14 protein-coding genes are annotated in these 18,144 nt (G+C 72.8%); 11 read left to right on the top strand and 3 right to left on the bottom strand.

All coding sequences use genetic code 11. The features are described from left to right. The first annotated feature begins 377 nt into the window (after positions 1–377). Together MTQ01_RS13665 and MTQ01_RS13670 are read left to right on the top strand one after the other, a co-directional pair. Positions 378–1,058: an RNA polymerase sigma factor gene (locus tag MTQ01_RS13665; RefSeq protein WP_247490674.1), complete on the top strand. Its 681-nt coding sequence runs from the start codon at positions 378–380 to the stop codon at positions 1,056–1,058. Beyond that, the gene (locus MTQ01_RS13670) at positions 1,055–2,257 is read left to right on the top strand and encodes a CU044_5270 family protein (protein WP_247490160.1); all 1,203 of its coding nucleotides are present in this window, start codon (positions 1,055–1,057) and stop codon (positions 2,255–2,257) included. The genes MTQ01_RS13665 and MTQ01_RS13670 overlap by 4 nt, the downstream gene beginning before the upstream one ends. A gap of 138 nt (positions 2,258–2,395) precedes the next feature. Here MTQ01_RS13670 and MTQ01_RS13675 read toward each other — a convergent pair whose 3' ends face one another. Then, complete coding sequence (locus MTQ01_RS13675) at positions 2,396–2,785, bottom strand: VOC family protein (protein WP_247490162.1); 390 nt, start codon at positions 2,783–2,785, stop codon at positions 2,396–2,398. Between the two features lie 508 nt (positions 2,786–3,293). Here MTQ01_RS13675 and MTQ01_RS13680 point away from each other — a divergent pair. Together MTQ01_RS13680 and MTQ01_RS13685 are read left to right on the top strand one after the other, a co-directional pair. Further along, complete coding sequence (locus MTQ01_RS13680; RefSeq protein ID WP_247490163.1) at positions 3,294–3,953, top strand: bifunctional 4-hydroxy-2-oxoglutarate aldolase/2-dehydro-3-deoxy-phosphogluconate aldolase; 660 nt, start codon at positions 3,294–3,296, stop codon at positions 3,951–3,953. Beyond that, complete coding sequence (locus tag MTQ01_RS13685) at positions 3,950–4,951, top strand: sugar kinase (protein ID WP_247490165.1); 1,002 nt, start codon at positions 3,950–3,952, stop codon at positions 4,949–4,951. The genes MTQ01_RS13680 and MTQ01_RS13685 overlap by 4 nt, the downstream gene beginning before the upstream one ends. A 364-nt stretch (positions 4,952–5,315) precedes the next feature. Here the strand turns inward: MTQ01_RS13685 and MTQ01_RS13690 are convergent, their stop codons facing one another. Beyond that, a complete protein-coding gene (locus MTQ01_RS13690) occupies positions 5,316–6,023 on the bottom strand; it encodes a TetR/AcrR family transcriptional regulator (protein WP_247490167.1) in 708 nt (235 codons plus the stop codon). A gap of 413 nt (positions 6,024–6,436) precedes the next feature. On the opposite strand from MTQ01_RS13690, the gene MTQ01_RS13695 reads away from it, so the two are divergent. The 5 genes from MTQ01_RS13695 (at position 6,437) to MTQ01_RS13715 (ending at position 12,015) form a co-directional block, all read left to right on the top strand. Further along, positions 6,437–6,799 carry a WXG100 family type VII secretion target gene (locus tag MTQ01_RS13695; protein WP_247490169.1) on the top strand — a complete coding sequence of 121 codons (363 nt, stop codon included), beginning with the start codon at positions 6,437–6,439 and terminating at the stop codon, positions 6,797–6,799. A 60-nt stretch (positions 6,800–6,859) separates the two neighbouring features. Further along, a complete protein-coding gene (locus MTQ01_RS13700) occupies positions 6,860–7,174 on the top strand; it encodes a WXG100 family type VII secretion target (protein ID WP_247490171.1) in 315 nt (104 codons plus the stop codon). Positions 7,175–7,213: 39 nt separating this feature from the next. After that, entirely contained in the window at positions 7,214–8,560 is a 1,347-nt protein-coding gene (eccD, locus tag MTQ01_RS13705) for a type VII secretion integral membrane protein EccD (protein ID WP_247490173.1), read from the top strand. Between the two features lie 139 nt (positions 8,561–8,699). Next, the gene (locus MTQ01_RS13710; RefSeq protein WP_247490176.1) at positions 8,700–11,501 is read left to right on the top strand and encodes a right-handed parallel beta-helix repeat-containing protein; all 2,802 of its coding nucleotides are present in this window, start codon (positions 8,700–8,702) and stop codon (positions 11,499–11,501) included. A gap of 187 nt (positions 11,502–11,688) precedes the next feature. Beyond that, the gene (locus MTQ01_RS13715; RefSeq protein ID WP_247490178.1) at positions 11,689–12,015 is read left to right on the top strand and encodes a WXG100 family type VII secretion target; all 327 of its coding nucleotides are present in this window, start codon (positions 11,689–11,691) and stop codon (positions 12,013–12,015) included. Between the two features lie 271 nt (positions 12,016–12,286). Here the strand turns inward: MTQ01_RS13715 and MTQ01_RS13720 are convergent, their stop codons facing one another. Then, positions 12,287–12,916, bottom strand: coding sequence for a hypothetical protein (locus tag MTQ01_RS13720; protein ID WP_247490179.1), 630 nt, complete (start codon positions 12,914–12,916; stop codon positions 12,287–12,289). A gap of 283 nt (positions 12,917–13,199) precedes the next feature. Between MTQ01_RS13720 and MTQ01_RS13725 the strand changes: the two genes are divergently transcribed. Together MTQ01_RS13725 and eccCa are read left to right on the top strand one after the other, a co-directional pair. After that, positions 13,200–13,664, top strand: coding sequence for a WXG100 family type VII secretion target (locus tag MTQ01_RS13725; RefSeq protein WP_247490181.1), 465 nt, complete (start codon positions 13,200–13,202; stop codon positions 13,662–13,664). Between the two features lie 137 nt (positions 13,665–13,801). Further along, positions 13,802–17,947: a type VII secretion protein EccCa gene (gene eccCa / locus MTQ01_RS13730; protein ID WP_247490183.1), complete on the top strand. Its 4,146-nt coding sequence runs from the start codon at positions 13,802–13,804 to the stop codon at positions 17,945–17,947. Positions 17,948–18,144: the final 197 nt, after the last annotated feature.

The following is an 18,144-nucleotide window of genomic DNA, read 5'->3' on the forward strand; positions in this document are numbered from 1 at the left end:
AGCTAACCGAGGTCACAACGCAGGGGTGGAGTCCGCCGCTGTATACGGCCACGCGGCAATGCGCCCGTCGGTCGCGGTGAGTGGCGAACTTCGGGGTCGCACGCGGCTTATGAGGTGAAACGTCATGACCGGTGCGTGCTGATTGTGGGAAACAGCACGGTGTACCGGCCAACGAACGGGCGCCATTATGGCCGGATGTGGCGGCTCTCTCGTTACCGCTGTCGCGGTTCGTCCGGAGCGGGCGCCCGGTGGCCCACCTCACAGGAACGCTGTTGCCGCGGCGGGAAGTCAGAGGTGTGACCTACGTGGAATCAGAGGAACCAGAGGAGCCTGGCAGCGGTGGTTCGCCGCCCGGTGGCCCGTCGGAGGAGCAACTGCTGCGACTGCGGGTGCGGGAGGGTGAGCGCGCGGCGTTCGCCGAGCTGTACGACCGCGACGCGAGGGCGGTGTACAGCCATGCGTTGCGGCTGACCGGCGATGTCACGTCGGCGGAGGACGTCATGTCTGAGACGTTCCTGACCGCTTGGCGCACCCGCGATCGGGTGGAGGCCGACGGTGGACCGTTGCGCCCGTGGCTGCTGGGCATCGCCACCAACAAGGTGCGCCACCATCGGCGCGGGGCGGCCCGCCGGTGGGCGTTCCTGACCAGCAGGCCCAGTCCGCGCGAGGTGGAGGACTTCGCCGAGGTGTCCGCCGGACGGGTCGACGACCGTCGCGAACTCGCCGCGGTGCGCGAGGTGTTGGGCCGGCTGCGTCCGCACGAGCAGGAGGTGCTGGCGCTCTGCGTGTGGTCGGGGCTCGACTACGCGCAGGCCGCGCAGGCGCTCGGCGTACCCGTCGGCACGGTGCGCTCCCGGCTCTCCCGCGCACGGGCCCGGCTGCGCACGCTTGCCGACCGTCGGCTCGCGGAGCACGCGCCCGCCGGCCCGGACCCGGAGGCCGGCCCGGAGCCAAAGGTCGGTCGCGGATGGAATGGGCGGGAACCACACGTCGTTCGCGGCGAGGTAAGGGGCAGGGCGGCGTTCGTCGCCCTGCCCGGCGAGGAGGGGAACCGATGAGGAAGAACGGAACCGACGGCGGCGGCGAGCAGCGGCGCCAGGAGCGTGACCTGCGCGACGCGACGGCCGAACTGGTGCCTGCCTCGGGGGAGTTCGACCTCCTGCCGGGCCGACTGGCTCACCACAGGGAACAGCTGATGAACGAGATCCACCGGTCCGCTTCCGAGGCGTACACGGACAGCCCCCACCAGCAGGGCGCGCCGGCCGCAAGCTTCGCCGCCGCCCGGAGCGCCGTCGGCACAGACCGCCCCCGACCGGGTACGTCCGGCCGTCGCCGTCTGCTGCGTCCGGCGGTGCTGGCGCCCGCTGCGGCGCTCGCGCTCGCGGGTGTGGTGGTCACCGCGGTCACCGTCACCGGCCAGGAGGAGGTGCCGACCACGCGGAGCGAGAGCCGGGTTGGCCAGGAACGAGGCCCGGGCACCTCTGCGGGGGCGGTGCGGGTACTGCACGACGCCTCCGCTGCCGCTGAGTCGCTGAAGCCGGTCGAGGTGCCGGACGACAGCCATGTGTATGTGCGCAGCAAGGTGCGCGAGGCCGAACTCGGCAGCGGGCGAATTGAGTTGGGGCCACTGCGGGACCGGGAATTCTGGTACGCGCAGCAGCCGGGGCCGGTGGAGCAGCTGGGACACATCGCGATCGACGGCGAGGTGCAGCCGCTCAACCTCGACCTCGGGGACCGGCCGCAGGACGCGCGTCCGGGCATCGACCGTCCGACCTATCGCTGGCTCTCACAGCTGCCCACCGATCCGAACGAACTGCGCACCCTGCTCTACGAGTTGACCCCGGACGACGCCGAACGGGGCCGCGACCAGGCGGTTTTCGAGCAGATCCGGACGCTGACAGCCGAGACCCTGTTGCCGCCCCGGACCGCGGCGGCGCTCTACCGCGCGGCGGCGGGCGTGCCCGGTGTCGTGGAGGTGCCGGAGGCGCAGGACGCGCTCGGCCGCAAGGGAGTGGGCATCGCCCGTGAGGACCGTCGAAGCGGCACCCGCGCCGAGTGGGTCTTCGACCGCGACACCTTCGCCTTCCTCGGTTCACGGACCGTGCTGACGCGCGATCTCGCGTACGGGAAGAAGGGCCAGCTCCTGGACGCGCACGCGGTGTTGGGAGTCGGCGTGGCGGCCAAGGGCGGCGAGCGCCCGGCCGACGGCCGGTACTGGCAGCAGCGCGGCGGCAACCAGCGCACCGCCGAGAGCTGAGCCGCGTACCCCGGGCCACGCACTCTGTACGGATGAGGCGGCGGCGACCCGACCCCCGTACGGGTCGCCGCCGCACACCTGCCGGGACCGGTCCGTCGAGGATCGGCCCCGGCAGGTGCGCCCCAGACGAGCCGGCGCTCACATGTCCATGTACATGACCTCCCAGTGGTGGCCGTCCGGGTCCTGGAAGGCGCGCCCGTACATCCCCTCGGCCTCCTGGGTCTCGCCGATCGGCTTGCCGCCGGAGTCCAGCGCCAGCTCGACGAGCCGGTCGACCTCCTCGCGGCTGTCGGCGCTCAGACAGAGGATCGTCTCGCCGGAGGTGGCGGTGTCGGCGATCTCCTTGGGGGTGAAGGTCCGGTAGAGCGTCTCGGTCAGCAGCATCACGTGGATGGTGTCGCTGATGACGACACAGCCCGCGTTGTCGTCGCTGAAGTCCGGGTTGATCTCGAAGCCGAGCTTCTCGAAGAAGTCCTTGGCCACCGGGAGGTCCTTGACGGGGAGGTTGACGAAGATCTTGCGTGTCATGACTGTTCCGATCCCTGGGCTGTCCGACGCGGGGTGCGGCGGGGCGGTGTTCTCGGAGGGACAGACGGACGGTGTCGTCGGAACTCATCGCTCGGTGCCAGGAAAAAACTCCCACCGGACGGGAACGGTCCCGGCGGGCCAACCGCCGTCGGAACGAGGGGAGTCGGCACCGTCGGGTGCGGGGGCCGGGGTCGACAGCCGGACGGGCCGTCCCGTACCCGCATTGGCGCAGGGCGCCGCCGGCCGGGCACCATTGCCCCGGGGCCGACAGTCGCCCCGCGTCCGAGTGCGGCGGGCGCCGAACGTACGGCCGGCACAGTCGCCGGCCCCCGAAGCCGCGCGGTCGTGCGGCGGACAGCCGCGCACGCCCCAGGGCGCTGCGGCCAGAGAGTGGATGGAGCAGATGCGCCCAGACCAGGACCGGACCCCTCCGGGTGCCGCGAGCCCGACAGCGTCCAACCCGAACGAAAGGCCGGGGCACCCCGGGCCGCTGTCTCCCGCCGGCGCGGTGCCGCCGACGAGCGGGGAGGACCCACCGCGTCATGACGGTCAGCTGCGGGCGGCGCTGTCCGCGGCACCCGCGATCGCCATCCTTCGCTCCTCGACCGCCTCGCGTTTCGCCGAGGTGACCCGCGCCCTGCACGAAAGCGGTGTGGGAGTCGTCGAGTTGACGCTCACCACGCCCGGTGCGCTGGACGCCCTGCGCGAGATGGCGGCGGACGCCCCGGACACCCTCCGTCTGGGCGTCGGCTCCGTGACGACCGCGGCGGAGGTCGCGCTGTCGGTGGAGGCCGGGGCACGCTACGTCGTCTCACCGGCGGTGGTGCCCGAGGTCGTCGCCGAGGCGCGCAGGCTCGAAGTGGCCGTGCTGCCGGGGGCGTTCACCCCCACCGAGGTCCTGACCGCCTGGCGGCTGGGCGCGAGCATGGTCAAGCTCTTCCCCGCGGGCAGCGGCGGACCGTCCCATCTGAGCGCGGTACGGGCGCCGCTGCCGCAGGTGCCGTTGGTGCCGACCGGGGGAGTGGGGATCGAGGAGGCGGCCGGCTATCTGCGCGCCGGCGCGGTCGCGGTGGGACTCGGTACGCCGCTCCTCGGCGACGCCTGCGAGGGCGGCGGCCTCGACCTCCTGCGGGAGCGGGCCGAGCGGCTGCTGGGAGCTCTCGGATGAACGCCGGACGGCCCGAACTGGTCACGATCGGCGAGGTGATGGGCCTCCTCGGGGCCCGGGAGACCGGCCCGCTGCGCGAGGGCAGCACCCTGCGGCTCGGGCTCGCCGGCGCCGAGGCCACCGTCGCGATCGGGTTGACCAGGCTCGGCCACCGTGCGGCGTGGGTGGGACGAGTCGGTTCGGACGCGGTCGGCACCGTGCTGCTTGACACGCTGCGCGGAGAGGGCGTGGACGTCTCCGCCGCACGGCTCGACCCGGACCGGCCGACAGGGCTGATGCTGCGCGAGAGCCGTACGGCCGACCGGGTGCGGATCAGTTATTACCGCAAGGGGCTGGCCGGTTCGCGGCTCGGCCCGGACGATGTGGAACCGCGGCTCGTCGCCGGCGCACGGGTGCTGCATCTGACCGGTATCACCCCCGCGCTCAGCGCGAGCGCGCTGGAGGCGGTACGGCTCGCGGCGCGCACCGCCCGGGCCTCCGGCACCCTGGTCTCGTTCGATCTCAACTACCGCTCGCTGCTGTGGTCGAAGGACCGTGCCGCCGAGGTCTTCACCGAGCTGCTGGCCGAGACGGACGTGGTCTTCGCAGGCCTTGAAGAGGCCGCGCTGGTCGCCCCGGCGCCCGTGCCCGGACCCCCGGCCTCGGGTCCGGAGCGGGGCGCGGCGGGGGACGGTCCGGCGTGCGCCGCGCGGGCGCTTCGGGCGCTCGGACCCGTCGAGGCGGTCGTCAAGCTCGGCCCGGACGGCGCTTTCGCGCTGTCGGCGGAGGGTGAGCACCGGCAGCCCGCGCTGCCGGTGACCTCCGTCGACCCGGTCGGCGCGGGCGATGCGTTCGTGGCCGGCTATCTCTCCGCGCTGTTGGACGGCGAGGACGTGCCGGGCCGGTTGCGCCGGGGCGCGGTGTGCGGGGCCTTCTCGGTCAGCTCCGAGGGGGAGTGGCGCGGGCTGCCGCGCCGCGAGGAGCTGGACCTCCTGGGCTCCGGGGACATCTCCCGCTGAGCCGCGGCCCTCGCGGGCGAGCCGCCCGTACGGAACGGTGCGTGCCCCGGCGCGCACACCTCCGTACGGGCGGCGCGGGCACCCGCCGGCCGGTCCGGACGCACACCGTGTCCGGACGCCCATCGTGTCCGTCCGCTCCCGGTGCGGCCCCAGCGACGGCGCGGCCCCAGCGACGGTGCGGCCCCAGCGAGTGGGCCACCTCGCCGAGCCTCTCGTCCGCTGCGCGGCTCCCGGGCCCGGCGTCCCGGTGCGGCACCGGCGTCCCCGGCTCGTTCCGCCTGAACCCGCCGTCCACGCAACGGCGTTGACGCCGCCGATCAGCGCACCGGGGATGCCGGCGGGCTCCACCCGCCGTTCAAGAAGCTCAGCCGACTCCGTCGCCGTTCGGCCCTGCGGAGCCGGGACCGGGGCGGGGACCACCAGCACCAGGACCAGCACCAGCACCAGCACTCGGTACGACGGGGTCGCCGACCGCGCCCGCGGTCGCCCGGCGGACCGCCCGCGCGATGCGTGCCGGACTGTCGGCGAACTCCCGGGGGTCGACGCCGTCGAGCAGGGCGGCGCCGATGTACTCGTTGATCACCCGCAGCGAGGCCGAGGCCGCCGCCGCGTGCAGACGCACCTCCAGATCGCCGACGGCCAGCCCCAGCCGGGTCGCGACGATCTCCGCCATCTCGCGCTCCAACTGGTCGCACGCCATCAACCAGGCCGTACGGATGGCGGGTTCGGTGTCGCCGAGGCGGATCATGCGCACGCCCAGGCCGATGTCGGCCGTCTCCAGGGGGTCGGCCTCGCTGGCGAACCGGCGCGAACGCTCCTCGAAGTGCTCCTCGAGCGAGAGGTGGGGCGGCCATTCGCGCAGTGTGGTCATCTCCCACGCCACGCTCTGTGTCACTATCGGTTCGGCGCAGCTCTCCTTGCTGCGGAAGTGGCGCCAGATGGTCCGGGTGGAGAGCCCGACCGCGTCGGCGATCTGATCGCCGCTGGTGCCGTCCACGCCGTGCGCCCAGAACAGGCGCGCGGCCTCGCGGGAGATCTCCAGACGCAGCCGGTGGCGCCGTTGTTCGCTCATGCCACCCCGCCCGCGTCCGGGCGACGCCGCACCGGCCATCCGTCGCTCCTCGTCCGCCGCGCTACATCGAGTGCCATAGTGACATTAAGTGACGCCCCCTGCCAGCGTGTTGACGAGCTGCCCAACCCGGTCGCCCGGCACCTTCCCGCGGGGGTGCGGGGACGCCTGCCGCCGGGCCGCGTCCCGGGCCCGACCTGGGGCGAACGGCGCCGGCGGGTACGGCGGTTCACGGCCCCGCGCCTGCCGTCCGCCGCTGCCGCGGTGCCGGGAGTGCTCGCGGGTACGGGCTTTTCGTCATGAGTTGCGCTCAGAACGTGCTCAGCCTCTGCTCAGTGGGGTTCGCGGCGTTCCGGCCTGATCCACGACGGTGCTTGACTGCACCCCGAACCAGGCGAGAGGGGCGGATTCCACTTATGGCTGACCAGCCTTCCGTGAACGTCGGCGGTGTCACGTACCGGGTCACTCCGGAGTACCTGGCCAACGCCGTCACCAGCACGTCAGCGACCGCGACCGAGATCTCAGGTCAGCTGGCCGAGTTGAAGACCTACGTGACCAGCCTGGGGGCGAGCTGGCAGGGCATGGCCCATGGCCAGTTCCAGACCCTCATGCAGGAGTACGACATCTACGCGCGGATGCTCCACGACGCGCTGGAGGGCATCTCCAAGGGTCTCCAGGGCACCTACGTGAACTACAAGGAGTCCGAGGAGCGCAACCTCGGCAACCTCACCGCGCTGGGTGCGGACGTGCCGAAGCCGCCGTCCACCAACTTCAACTGATCCCACACCGAGCCACCCGCCCCTCGGTCCGCGGATCGGGGCGACTTCGAGGAGCTAGTCATGGCCAACATCGAGGGCACGCAGATCTACGTCGGTGAGGGGCTCGCGGCGGCGGGCACCACGCTGAACACCCGGGCCGGCGAGATCTCCGGCGAACTCCAGGCGCTCAAGTCCAAGCTGGCGCCCCTCGCGGAGGCATGGCGGGAGAGCGAGGCCGCCACGTACTACCAGGACATGCAGAACAACTGGGACATCGCCGCCAACGGCCTCTTCGGCCCCGACGGCGTGCTCGGACGCATCGCCCACGCCATGAACGTCAACTGGAACAACTACAGCGAAGCCGAGTGGTCCAACATCTCCACCTGGCGCAGCTGACCCGCAGCGGCCACCGCCGCCGGACAACAAGGAAAACCCGTGCCCGATGAACGCTGCCGGGTCACCGTGGTCGGCGAACGCAGACGTGTGGACCTCGCGCTTCCGGCGCGAGCCCCGATCGCCGAGTACGCACCCAGGCTCGCCACGATGTGCGGCCAGACCGAACCCGAGGCCAACCCGCCCGTGTGGTCGCTGGCCGAACCGGGGGCGGAGCCGCTGGCGCCAGGCGAATCCCTCGCCGAGGCGGGCATCCTCGACGGTGCCACCCTCTATCTGCACGACCACCGGGCCGGTGAACTCGGCGAGTTGACCGTCACCGACCTGGACGACCAGGTCGCCGACGCCCGCGACGACAAGACGCTGTGGGACGGTCGGCGCCGCGCCCAGTGCGTACTGGGCGCCGGACTGTTCGTCATGGTCGTCTCCGCGGCGTGGCTCGGCGCGCACCGTCTCGCGGCGCTCGCCGCGGTGCTGTTCGCGCTCGCCGCGCTGACCGTGCCGCTGCTGGCCTGGTACGCCCAGCGCAAGAACTGGCCGCTGCCCCCCGCGGTGCGCCAGATCCTCGCGCTGGCCGCCTGCCCGCTGATGGCCTGTGTCGGACTCGGGGCGCCGATCCAGGGCCCGACCGCCACGCCGGTACTGGTCGCGGTCACCGCCGTGGTGGGTGCGACGCTCGCGCTGGTCGCGCTGCCCGCCCCGTCCACCGCGGTTCTGCTGGCGCTCACCGCGCTGGCGGCGCTGTTCGTCCTGCCGCTGACCGTGTTGGGCGCGGGAATGACCGGCTCCGCCGCCGTGGTCGCGATGGTGCTTTTCCTGCTCGCCACGCTACTGCCGCGCGTCACCAGCCAGATCGCGGTGCTCGTGCCGTCCGGTCCGGACACCGGCGCGCCCCTGATCGACAACGAGGACGTCGCCGCCGTCGTACGACGGGGCAACGGGCTGCTCACCCTGCTGAGCGTCGTGACCGGTACGGCCCTGGCGGTGTCGCTGGTCGTGCTCTCCTCCTCCCGCGGCGGGGCCGGGCTGGCGCTCGCCGCCGTCGTGAGCGTCGGGCTGCTGCTGCAGGCCGGCACCGTACGCGTGCTGACCGCCGTCGTGCCCCAACTGGCCGCGGGTGTGGTGGGTTTGCTGGCGCTTGCGATACGTGTGCCGGAGTACCTCTTCGACTCGCCCGCCTTCGGGCCGCTGGCCGCCTTCGGGGGCGGCGCGGCGCTGGTCGTGTGCGGGCTGTTCCTGGCCTTCAACGCGGCTCTGCGCCCGATCGAACCGGAGCGCCCGACCTGGCCCGGCGCCGTCACCACCCTGCTCACGGTGGCGAGTCTGCCGCTGACCGCAGCGGTGTTCGGCCTCTTCGGTTGGCTGGCCAACCTCGGGGGCGGACTGTGACCGACGGTCGTCCGCCGGCCTCCGGGCCCATGAGCCGCGCGAGCGGTGCGAGCCGTGCCGTACCCGCGGCAGCGGCTCACGGCGTTCCGACGGCCGCCCGCTGCCCGGGCCGCTGCCGGGACGTGGGAAAGCGCGAGCGGTGAAGGCCGTCGGACAGCGGGTCGCCCCCGGCAGTTGGGGCGGTCACCGCACAGTGGGCGCGGCGGTCAGGGCCGCCGCGCCCGGCGCCGTCATCACCGTGCAGGCCGGCACCTACACCGAGAGCCTGGTGCTGGACAAGGACGTCACCCTGGTCGCCAAGGGCGAGGTGCGGCTGGTCGCCTCCCGCGGCCCCGCCGTCACCGTGCACGGCGGCCGGGTCGAGCTGCGCGGTTTCCACCTCTCCGCCGGAACCCCCAGGGAACCCGCGGTGCTGCTGCGCGACGGTGAACCGGCGCTGCACGACTGCGAGATCACCGGAGGCCGACTGGAGGTGACCGGCAGTGCGGCGCCGCTGCTGCGCGACTGCGCGGTGCGCCGCACCGAGGGCGTCGCGGTGCGCCTGACCGGCACCAGCCGCACCGCACTGGAGAACCTGACGGTCTCGGACTGCACCGGCGACGGCGTCTTCGTCGAGGACGAGGCACGGGTCGAGCTGACCGAAGGACTGGTCGACGGCGCCACCGGATGCGGCGTGCGCGCCACCGCCGGTGCGCACACCACCCTCGCCCGCTGCGAGATACGGGCCAGCGGGACCGTCGCCGTACTGGTGGAGGACCACGCCACCGCCAACCTCCGCGACTGCCGTCTGCACGGCTCCGGCGGACCCGGACTGTGGACCCGCGGCCGGGCGGGACGTCTGCCCGGCGGCGACGAGCCCCGTGAGCAGGCGACGTCGCAGGCCGGACAGGCCGCACCGCAGACCGCGGCCGCGTCCAGAACCGGCGGTTCGGGCTCCGCCTCCGCCCGGGCCGAGCAGGGCGTACGGCTGCGCAACTGCGAGATCCTGCGCACCTCCGGCGCCGGCGCGCTGGTGGACGGGACCAGCGCGGTACTGCTGGACGGCTGCCACATCCACCACACCGAGGGCGCCGCGGTGCTGGCCACCGCGGAGTCGATCGCCGAACTCGTCTCGGTGCGGGCCGTGGACTGTCAGGACACCGCGCTGGTCGTGAGCGAGACCGCGCGCGTCACCGCGACCGGCTGCACCTTCGCCCGCACCGGAGCCAACGGCCTGTACGCGGTGGGGGATTCACAGGTCTCGCTCACCGACTGCACCGTCCGGGAGAGCGCCTACACCGCCGTCCACCTCGGCGGCTCGGCCCGCACCCGGCTGCGCGACTGCACCGTCGGAGCCACGGCCGAACACGGTGTGCGCGTCACCGGCCGGGCCGCGCTGCTGGCCGAACGCTGTGAGGTGGCCGACGCGGAGCTGAGCGGCGTCTGCGTGGAGGACGGCGACGCCGTGCTGCGCGACTGCCGGGTGCGCGGCGGCCGGGAAGGCGTACGGCTGCGCACCGACCACCGTCCGCTGCTGGCCGAGTGCGAGATCACCGGCAGCACCGACAGCGGGGTACGGGTCGGCCGTGCCACCGGAGCGCTGCTGGAGGAGCTGACCATCGCTCCCGGCGGCGGCTCGGGTCTGCTGATGGAGGAGGACAGCACCCCGGTCGTCGAGGGCGGAACCATCCGCGGGGCGGGCGGCAGCGGTGTCGTCGTGCGCGCGGGTGCGCGTCCTCGGGTGCGCGGGCTGACGGTCGCCGACGCCGCGAAGAACGCGCTCTTCGTCGAGGAGGGCGGCGAAGGCCGGTACGAGGACTGCCGCTTCACCGGCAGCCGTTTCCCGGCCGTCTACGCGGGCGCACGCGCCAGACTGCTGCTGCGCCGATGCAGCGTCGAGGGCTCCGAGTCCGATCTGCTGAGCGACGACGAGGCGGAGATCCGCGCCGAGGACTGCCGGGTGGAGGGTGTCGCCGAGCCCCGGCTGACCGGCGCCGCGAGCGGTTCGACCGCCGACGGCGTCACCGTGGTCGCCGTACCGGGACGCACCGGCGGCGACGGCGGGACGGAGGCGAACTCCTCGGACACCGGCGACCGGGACTCCGAGGAGGAGGAGAGCGCGGAGGCCAGACTCGCCGCGCTGCACCGTGAACTCGACCGCCTGGTCGGCCTGGACGGCGTCAAGCGGGACGTGGTGACGCTGACCAACCTGATGCAGATGGTCAAGGTCCGCGAGACCGCCGGACTCGCACCGCCGCCGCTCTCCCGGCACCTGGTCTTCGCGGGCAACCCCGGCACCGGCAAGACCACCGTCGCCCGTCTCTACGGCGGATTCCTCGCCGCGCTCGGCCTGTTGGAGCGCGGGCACCTGGTGGAGGCCGACCGCGGCCAGCTGGTCGGCGAGTACGTCGGCCACACCGCGCCCCGCACCGCCGCCGTCTTCCGGCGCGCCCTCGGCGGCGTGCTCTTCATCGACGAGGCGTACTCCCTGGTGCCGCAGGGTCAGATGACCGACTTCGGCGCCGAGGCCGTCTCGACGCTGGTCAAACTGATGGAGGACCACCGGGACGAGGTGGTGGTCATCGTGGCCGGCTACCCCGGCGACATGGACCGGCTGTTGGAGTCCAACGCCGGACTCGCCTCGCGCTTCACCCGAACCCTGCACTTCGAGGACTACACCTCGCCCGAGCTGGTGCGGATCGTCGAGCACCAGGCGGCCGACCACCAGTACACGCTGGCGCCGGAGACAGCCGCGGCGCTCAACGACCACTTCGAGGCCGTGCCCAGGGGCGACCAGTTCGGCAACGGGCGCAGCGCGCGGCAGGTCTTCCAGCGGATGACCGAGCGGCACGCGCAGCGGGTGTCCCAGCTGGACCTCGCCGCGCTCGACCTCGCCGAGGCGGACGCGGCGGTGCTCACCACCCTGCTGCCCGACGACCTGCCGCCGGGAGGGCTGTGGTGAGCCCCGGTACTCGTGGCGGCGGGTCGGGAACGCACAACCCGGCGGAGCCCTCTGACTGTCCGGAGCCCTCTGGTTCACCGGAGCGGGGCGGGACGCCGGCGCGCACTCGGCCACCGGAGCACACCGAGCTTTCCGTGAACGCGGCAGGCAGAGCACAACTCATGGACGAGAGGCGGGTGTTGGGCTGATGGCGCAGGAAGTGTCGATCGAGGAATGGCGTGCCCACCTGGCGGACCTGAAGTCCGCGACCGAGGTGGTGCGCAAGCAGTCCAAGTCGATCTCCGAGACGATGGCGTCGATCGACAGCAAGATGAACGAGATCGCCGAGGACTGGTCGAGCCCGGCCCACGGCAGCTTCGACGATGTGAAGAAGTGGTTCCACACCGTCGAGCACGAACTGGAGTCCCTGCTGGACGACATCGTCAACCGGATGGACACCAGCCACCGCAACTACCTGGACGCGGAGAGCACCAACCTGGACAACCTCGGCGACGGGAACCCGCAGGGTGTCTGAAGCGCCCGCACCCCCGAGCCGCCCGACGACGCCCGCCGCGCACCCCGCGCCGCGTGCCGCGCACCCCGTGCCGGGGTCGGTCGGCCGCGCGCCCGCGCCGGGTGGCGTGGTGCGGGGGACGTACCGCGCCCGGGCGAACTCCCGCCGTGGCGCGGCCCGTTGGGCCCGCGCCCGCCTCGCAGGCCCCGGGCCGACGTCGTACCCCCGGCAGACGTCGCACCCCGGGCCGGCGGCTGTCCGCGGCACGGGGTGCGGGGCACGGTGCGCCGGCTCAGGTGGTGGGCGGCGGGTCGGGGAAGTTCGACTGGCGGTCGGCCTGCGCGTAGACCTGGCCGGAGTGGTTGAGCCGGGCTATGTACTCGCCCAGCTTGTTCAGCGAGCTGGCGACCTGGAGCAGGGCGCGCTCCTGTGCCGGGTTCATCTCGGCGCCGAACGCCTCACCGGCCTCGGCGAAGGGGTTCTTGGTCCTTTTGCCGACCGAGGGGTTGTAGCCGGCCTGCCCGCTGGTGTGGCCGCTGCCCTCGGCGCCCTTGGACGTGGCGCCCTGCCCGAAGACGGTGTCCTTGACGGAGGCGACCAGCGCGCGCACCTCCTCGTACTTGGTGACGGCACCGTTGGCCTCGGCGAGCATCGAGGTCTCGGCGGTGCGCAGGGTCTCGAGGTTGATCTTGAAGTCGGCCGAGGGGTCGCTGTTCTCGTCCTGGTCGCCGTCGCCGGAGTCCTCGGAGAGGTCCGAGGGGTCCTTGTTGAAGGACGGCAGTTCGTCCCAGGCGACCTCGGTCTCCGGGACCATGTACGCCAGGTCCCGGCCGTTGTCCTCGGTCGTCTCCTCCTCGCCCTCCCCCTCCTCGGGCTCGTCCAGCGGTGTCTCGTCGTACTTGGACTCGATCGGCTCGGTCACGGCGTCTCCCTGGTCTCTCGCGCGGCTCCTCGGGCGGCGCTCGGTGGCGTCGGCGCCCGGTCTGCGGGCTGCCGGCGGACAGCCCCGAGGAACCCGCGCCAGGTTTATCACTTGTATGGCTATTTGTCAGCGTGCCGGTGGCGTCGGGCAGTTGACGGGCCGACGCCCTGGTCACCGTCGACCGGCACTTCGGCGAGCACAGCGAACGAAGCGAACGAAGAGACCGGCAAGACCGGCGGAGACCGTTGTCAGCGACCGGCAGGGACCGAAGGAGAGGCACCGCATGAGTGACAGCGAGACCGACTACAACACCTCCACCATCAACGTCTCTCCCGTCGGCATGAGCGCCACCGCCAAGAGCCTCAACACCCTCTCGCAGACGGTCGCGGACAGCCTCTCCACCATCAACACCGAGCTGAGCGCGCTGCGGGTGGCCTGGCAGGGCCAGGCGGCGACGGACGCCGAAGCGGTCAACAAGCAGTGGATGCACGTCATGACCCGCCTGTTCGGCACCGAGGACGAGCCGGGCAAGGGCGTCCTCTCCGCTCTCGCCGGCGGCCTCGACCGGGCCGCCGCCAACTTCAGCAAGGCCGAGAGGGGCGTGACCTCCATCTTCACGGACTTCCACGACGGCCTGCAGCCCGAGGAGGACGGCGACGGCGGATCGAAGGAGGAGTACCCGACGGAGAAGCCCGACAACCAGACGGACACCAACAACACCGCCGTCACCCTGACCTTCCCGAAGTGACGTCCCCGGTGGGCCGCTCACCCGGCCCGCCGCCGCGCACCACCGCGGCCGACCACCTCCGCACCGCAGCACTTCCGCACCGCAGCACCCCGCAGCACGTGCCCCAGCACCCCCGACCGTCCCGCTAGGCAGCCACCGTGAGTCGAATACCCTTCCACCGCCCCGTCCGCATGACGCCCCCGCCGACGCCGGAGGGCGGCACCAAACTCGCCGGTGCGCCCCAGCGTCCGCAGCCGCAGGGCGCGGCGACCTGGCTGATGATCCTGCTTCCGCTGCTCTCCAGCGTGAGCATGGCCGCGTACATGGTGGCCTTCGGCCGACCGTGGATGATCCTGCTGGGCATCGCCTTCGTCGTGGTGTCCGTCGGTATCACCATCGGCGTGCGCATGCAGATGCGCGGCAGCCGCCGACGCAACCAGTTCCGCCAGCGCGAGCGGTACATGGAGTACCTCGCCGGAATCCGCAAGCAGGCGCTGCGGACCAAGGCCGCCCAGCGCACCGCCGACGCCTGGCGCCATCCGCACCCCGAGCGGCTGTGGGCCGTCGCCTCGCGCCGACGCCGCATCTGGGAACGCCGCCCGGGCGACAGCGACTTCCTCCATCTGCGGCTGGGCACCGGGACGGCGCCGCTCTCCCACACCCTCACCACCTCCGAGCCCAGCGACCCGACGGTCGAGATCGACATCTCCTGTGAGCACGCCGCCGCCGAACTGGTCCGCACCCACAGCACCGTCGAGGGCCAGGCGGCCTGGCTGGACCTCGGCGGCTCCGGCGTGGTGAGCCTGCTCGGCCCGCGTGCGCGCACCCGTGAACTGGCCCAGAACCTGCTGGTGCAACTCGCCGTGCTGCACGCCCCCGACGATGTACGGGTCGCCGTGGTCTCCGGCGGCCACTCGGCCTGGGACTGGGCGAAGTGGCTGCCGCACACCCAGCAGCCGGAGAGCGACGAGGAACGTCGCGAGCAGGAGATCGTCCCGCTGCTCGCCGACGACTTCGCCGGGATCAGGGACCACCTCCAGACCGCCTACGACCAGGCCGCCGCCGCCCGCGCCGAGCGTTCCAGCCGGCTGATCGTGCACCGCGACAGTGCCCCGCGCAGCCGCCTGGTGATCTTCCTCGACGAGTACGACCCCAAGGCCCAGTGGGCCCGTTCCTCGCTGCTGGCCGACCTCATCACCGAGGCCGGACCCGAACTCGGCGTCCACGTGGTCTGCCTGGTCGAGGAGGAGGGCTCGGAGCCCGGCCGGGTGGACGTGCGCGCGCGCACGGACGCCCGCGGCGCGCTGCTCCTGGAGGGCCGCTCCTCCCAGCTGTACGCCACCGTGGACAAGGCCGCCGCCGACACCGTCGCGCCCGGGGTCCTGGCGGCCACCGCCCGTTCGCTGGCGCCGCTGCGGCTGTCCGGAGAGCGCGAGCAGGTCCTCTCCGAGCACGTCTCGCTCTCCGGCATGCTCGGCTTCTCCGACATCGCCGCCTTCGATCCCGCCGCCGGTCGGCGCGCACCGGACGACCGGAAGCTGCTCAGCGTCCCCATCGGGGTCACCGGCACCGGCGAGCCGCTGAACATCGACCTCAAGGAGTCCGCACAGGGCGGCATCGGGCCGCACGGACTGGTCGTGGGCGCCACCGGTTCCGGCAAGAGCGAACTGCTGCGCACCCTGGTCACCGGTCTGTCGCTGGTGCACGCGCCCGAGCACCTGGCCTTCGTGCTCGTCGACTTCAAGGGCGGCGCGACCTTCGCGGGCGTCACCGAACTGCCGCACGTCTCCGGCCTGATCACCAACCTCGCCGACGACATGGCCCTGGTCGACCGGATGCGCAAGGCGCTCCAGGGCGAGCAGCAGCGCCGCCAGCAGATGCTGCGCCGGGCCGGCAACGTCGACTCGGTGCGCGAGTACCAGCTGCGTCACGCCGCCGGTGCCACCGATGTCGACGGCAAACCGCTGGAACCGCTGCCCTACCTGCTGATCATCGTCGACGAGTTCGGCGAACTCCTCTCCCAGCAGCCGGACTTCATCGACCTGTTCGTCCAGATCGGCCGGGTCGGCCGCTCCCTGGGCATGCATCTGCTGCTCTCGACGCAGCGGTTGGAGGAGGGCCGGCTGCGCGGGCTGGAGTCGCACCTGTCCTACCGGATGTGTCTGCGCACCTTCAGCGCCGCCGAGTCCCGTGCCGTCATCGGCACCTCCGACGCCTACACGCTCCCCGCACTGCCCGGCTCCGCGTACCTCAAGGTCGACGAGTCGATCTACGAGCGCTTCCGCGTCGCGCACGTCTCCGCGCCCTACCGCGACCACGAGGCCGATGCCTCACCGGGAGCGGCCCTGCCGGTGGCGTACGAGGTCTACGGGGACCTGCCGCCGATCGTGACCGACGAGGAGGAGACCCCGGCCTGGGAGTGGGACCCCGAGGGCGGCGCCACCGAACTGCAGATCGCCGTCGACCGGTTGGTCAACGAGGACGCGCCCGGCCACCAGGTGTGGCTGCCGCCGCTGCCCGCCCACGTGCCTCTCGACCCGCTGCTCGGCGACGCCGAGCCCGACCCGGAGCTCGGACTGCGCTGTCCCCAGTGGCCGTACGCGGGGCGGCTGAAGTTCCCCGTCGGCGTACTGGACGTACCCGCGCGCCAGGAGCAGCGTCCGCTCGTCATGGACCTGGAGGGACGGCAGGGCCACCTCGCCCTGGTCGGTGCGCCGCAGAGCGGCAAGTCGACGTTCCTGCGGACCGCGTTGCTCAGCGCGATGCTCACCCACACCCCGGACGAGCTGCAGTTCTACGCCATCGACATGGGCGGTGGCGGTCTGCACGCGCTCGCCGACGCCCCGCACATGGCCGGAGTGGCCGGCCGCCGGGACGAGGAGCGCATCCGGCGCACGCTCGCCGAGGTGAGCCGACTTGTCACCGCCCGCGAGCAGATGTTCCACGATCTGCGCATCCAGTCCGCCGTGGAGCTGCGCGAGCGCCGCGCGGCCGGCGAACTGCCCGAGGGCGTACGGTCCGCCGACATCGTGCTGGTGGTCGACAACTGGGCCGCCCTGCACGCCGCCGACGAGGACGCCGTGGTCACCCTGACCGAGATCGCCGCCCGCGGCCTGGGCGTCGGCGTCCATCTGTGGCTGACCGCCAACCGCTGGGCGGAGATCCGCGTCAGCCTCCGGGACAACATCCCCGGCCGGATGGAGATGCGGCTCAACGACCCGACCGAGTCCGAGATCAGCCGGCCGACCGCCAGGGCGCTGGGCCGGGGCGTACCGGGACGCGGACTGGTCTCCGCCGGACTGATCCACCAGATCGCGCTGCCCCGTCTGGACGGGGTGGACTCCACGGACGAACTCGCGGCCGCGGAACGGCGTCTGGTCTCCCGGCTCGCGGAGAGCTGGCCGAAGGCCGCCGCGCCGGCACTGCGCGTACTGCCGGACCGCATCACCGTCCGGGAGCTGACCGCCATCGGCGCCCCCGACCCCGCGGAGCGCTGGGAGGGACACGGACGCGGCCTCGGCGACGGCGAGGTGGCCGTCGGACTGCGCGAGTCCGATCTGCGTCCGGTCGGCCTCGATCTGACGGACGGTTCCTCGCACTTCGTCGTCTTCGGCGACTCGGGGGCGGGCAAGACCACCTTCCTGCGCAACTGGATGCGCGGTCTCGCCGCCCAGCGCAGCGCGCGCGAACTGCGCTTCATGGTGGTCGACTACCGGCACAGCCTGCTGGACACGGTGCCCGAGGAGTACCTCGGCGCACGCGGCGGCAACGCCGAGCTCGTCGCCGCCCAGGCGCAGGCGCTCGCCGAGACCCTCCGCGGCCGGATGCCCCCGGCCGACGTCACCGCGGCCCAACTCGCCGCACGCGACTGGTGGCAGGGCCCGGAGCTGTACGTGGTCGCCGACGACTACGACCTGGCCGGCGGCAGCATGGGCAGCGGTCCGCTGGCGCCGCTGGCCCAGTTCGTGCCGCAGGCCGAGGAGTTGGGCTTCCACCTCGTGCTGGCGCGACGCGTCGGCGGTGCGGCCCGCGCGCTGCTCTCCGACCCGGTGATGAGCAAGCTCAAGGAGGTCGGCACCGACGGGCTCCTGCTCTCCGGAGACCACCGGGAGGGCGTGCTCATCGGCGAACAACGCGCCAGGCGCACCCGGCCCGGCCGCGGCACGCTGGTGCGCCGCAGCCAGGAACCGGTGCTCATGCAGGTCGCGGTGGACGAGCAGAGCGAGCAGGGGGAGAAGCGCACGAAGGGCGTCCGCGGCGGCTCCGCGGACGCGTCCCCGCCCGCCGCCGAGCTGAGCGGCTGATGCGTCGGAGCGGTTCCCCGGAGGTCGATCCGATCTGCGGGGAACCACCGTCCGCACAGCGGCCCGGGTGAGCCCCCACCGGCCGCCCGGCCCCGTACAGCACCACGGCTGAGCCCGACCCGCACCACAGCACCACCCGCACCACAGCACCACCCACACGGCAACACCCGCAGCGCAACAGGCAGTACGCCCAGGGA

The organism is Streptomyces sp. XM4193 (genome assembly GCF_023072595.1).
GTDB lineage: Bacteria > Actinomycetota > Actinomycetes > Streptomycetales > Streptomycetaceae > Streptomyces.

What these genes read in the sequence shown, in the direction of transcription:
- MTQ01_RS13675 (WP_247490162.1), bottom strand. Translation starts at nt 2,785, where the DNA reads ATGACACGCAAGATCTTCGTCAACCTCCCCGTCAAGGACCTCCCGGTG.
- MTQ01_RS13690 (WP_247490167.1), bottom strand. Translation starts at nt 6,023, where the DNA reads ATGAGCGAACAACGGCGCCACCGGCTGCGTCTGGAGATCTCCCGCGAG.
- MTQ01_RS13725 (WP_247490181.1), top strand. Translation starts at nt 13,200, where the DNA reads ATGAGTGACAGCGAGACCGACTACAACACCTCCACCATCAACGTCTCT.
- MTQ01_RS13685 (WP_247490165.1), top strand. Translation starts at nt 3,950, where the DNA reads ATGAACGCCGGACGGCCCGAACTGGTCACGATCGGCGAGGTGATGGGC.
- MTQ01_RS13700 (WP_247490171.1), top strand. Translation starts at nt 6,860, where the DNA reads ATGGCCAACATCGAGGGCACGCAGATCTACGTCGGTGAGGGGCTCGCG.
- MTQ01_RS13670 (WP_247490160.1), top strand. Translation starts at nt 1,055, where the DNA reads ATGAGGAAGAACGGAACCGACGGCGGCGGCGAGCAGCGGCGCCAGGAG.
- MTQ01_RS13715 (WP_247490178.1), top strand. Translation starts at nt 11,689, where the DNA reads ATGGCGCAGGAAGTGTCGATCGAGGAATGGCGTGCCCACCTGGCGGAC.
- MTQ01_RS13695 (WP_247490169.1), top strand. Translation starts at nt 6,437, where the DNA reads ATGGCTGACCAGCCTTCCGTGAACGTCGGCGGTGTCACGTACCGGGTC.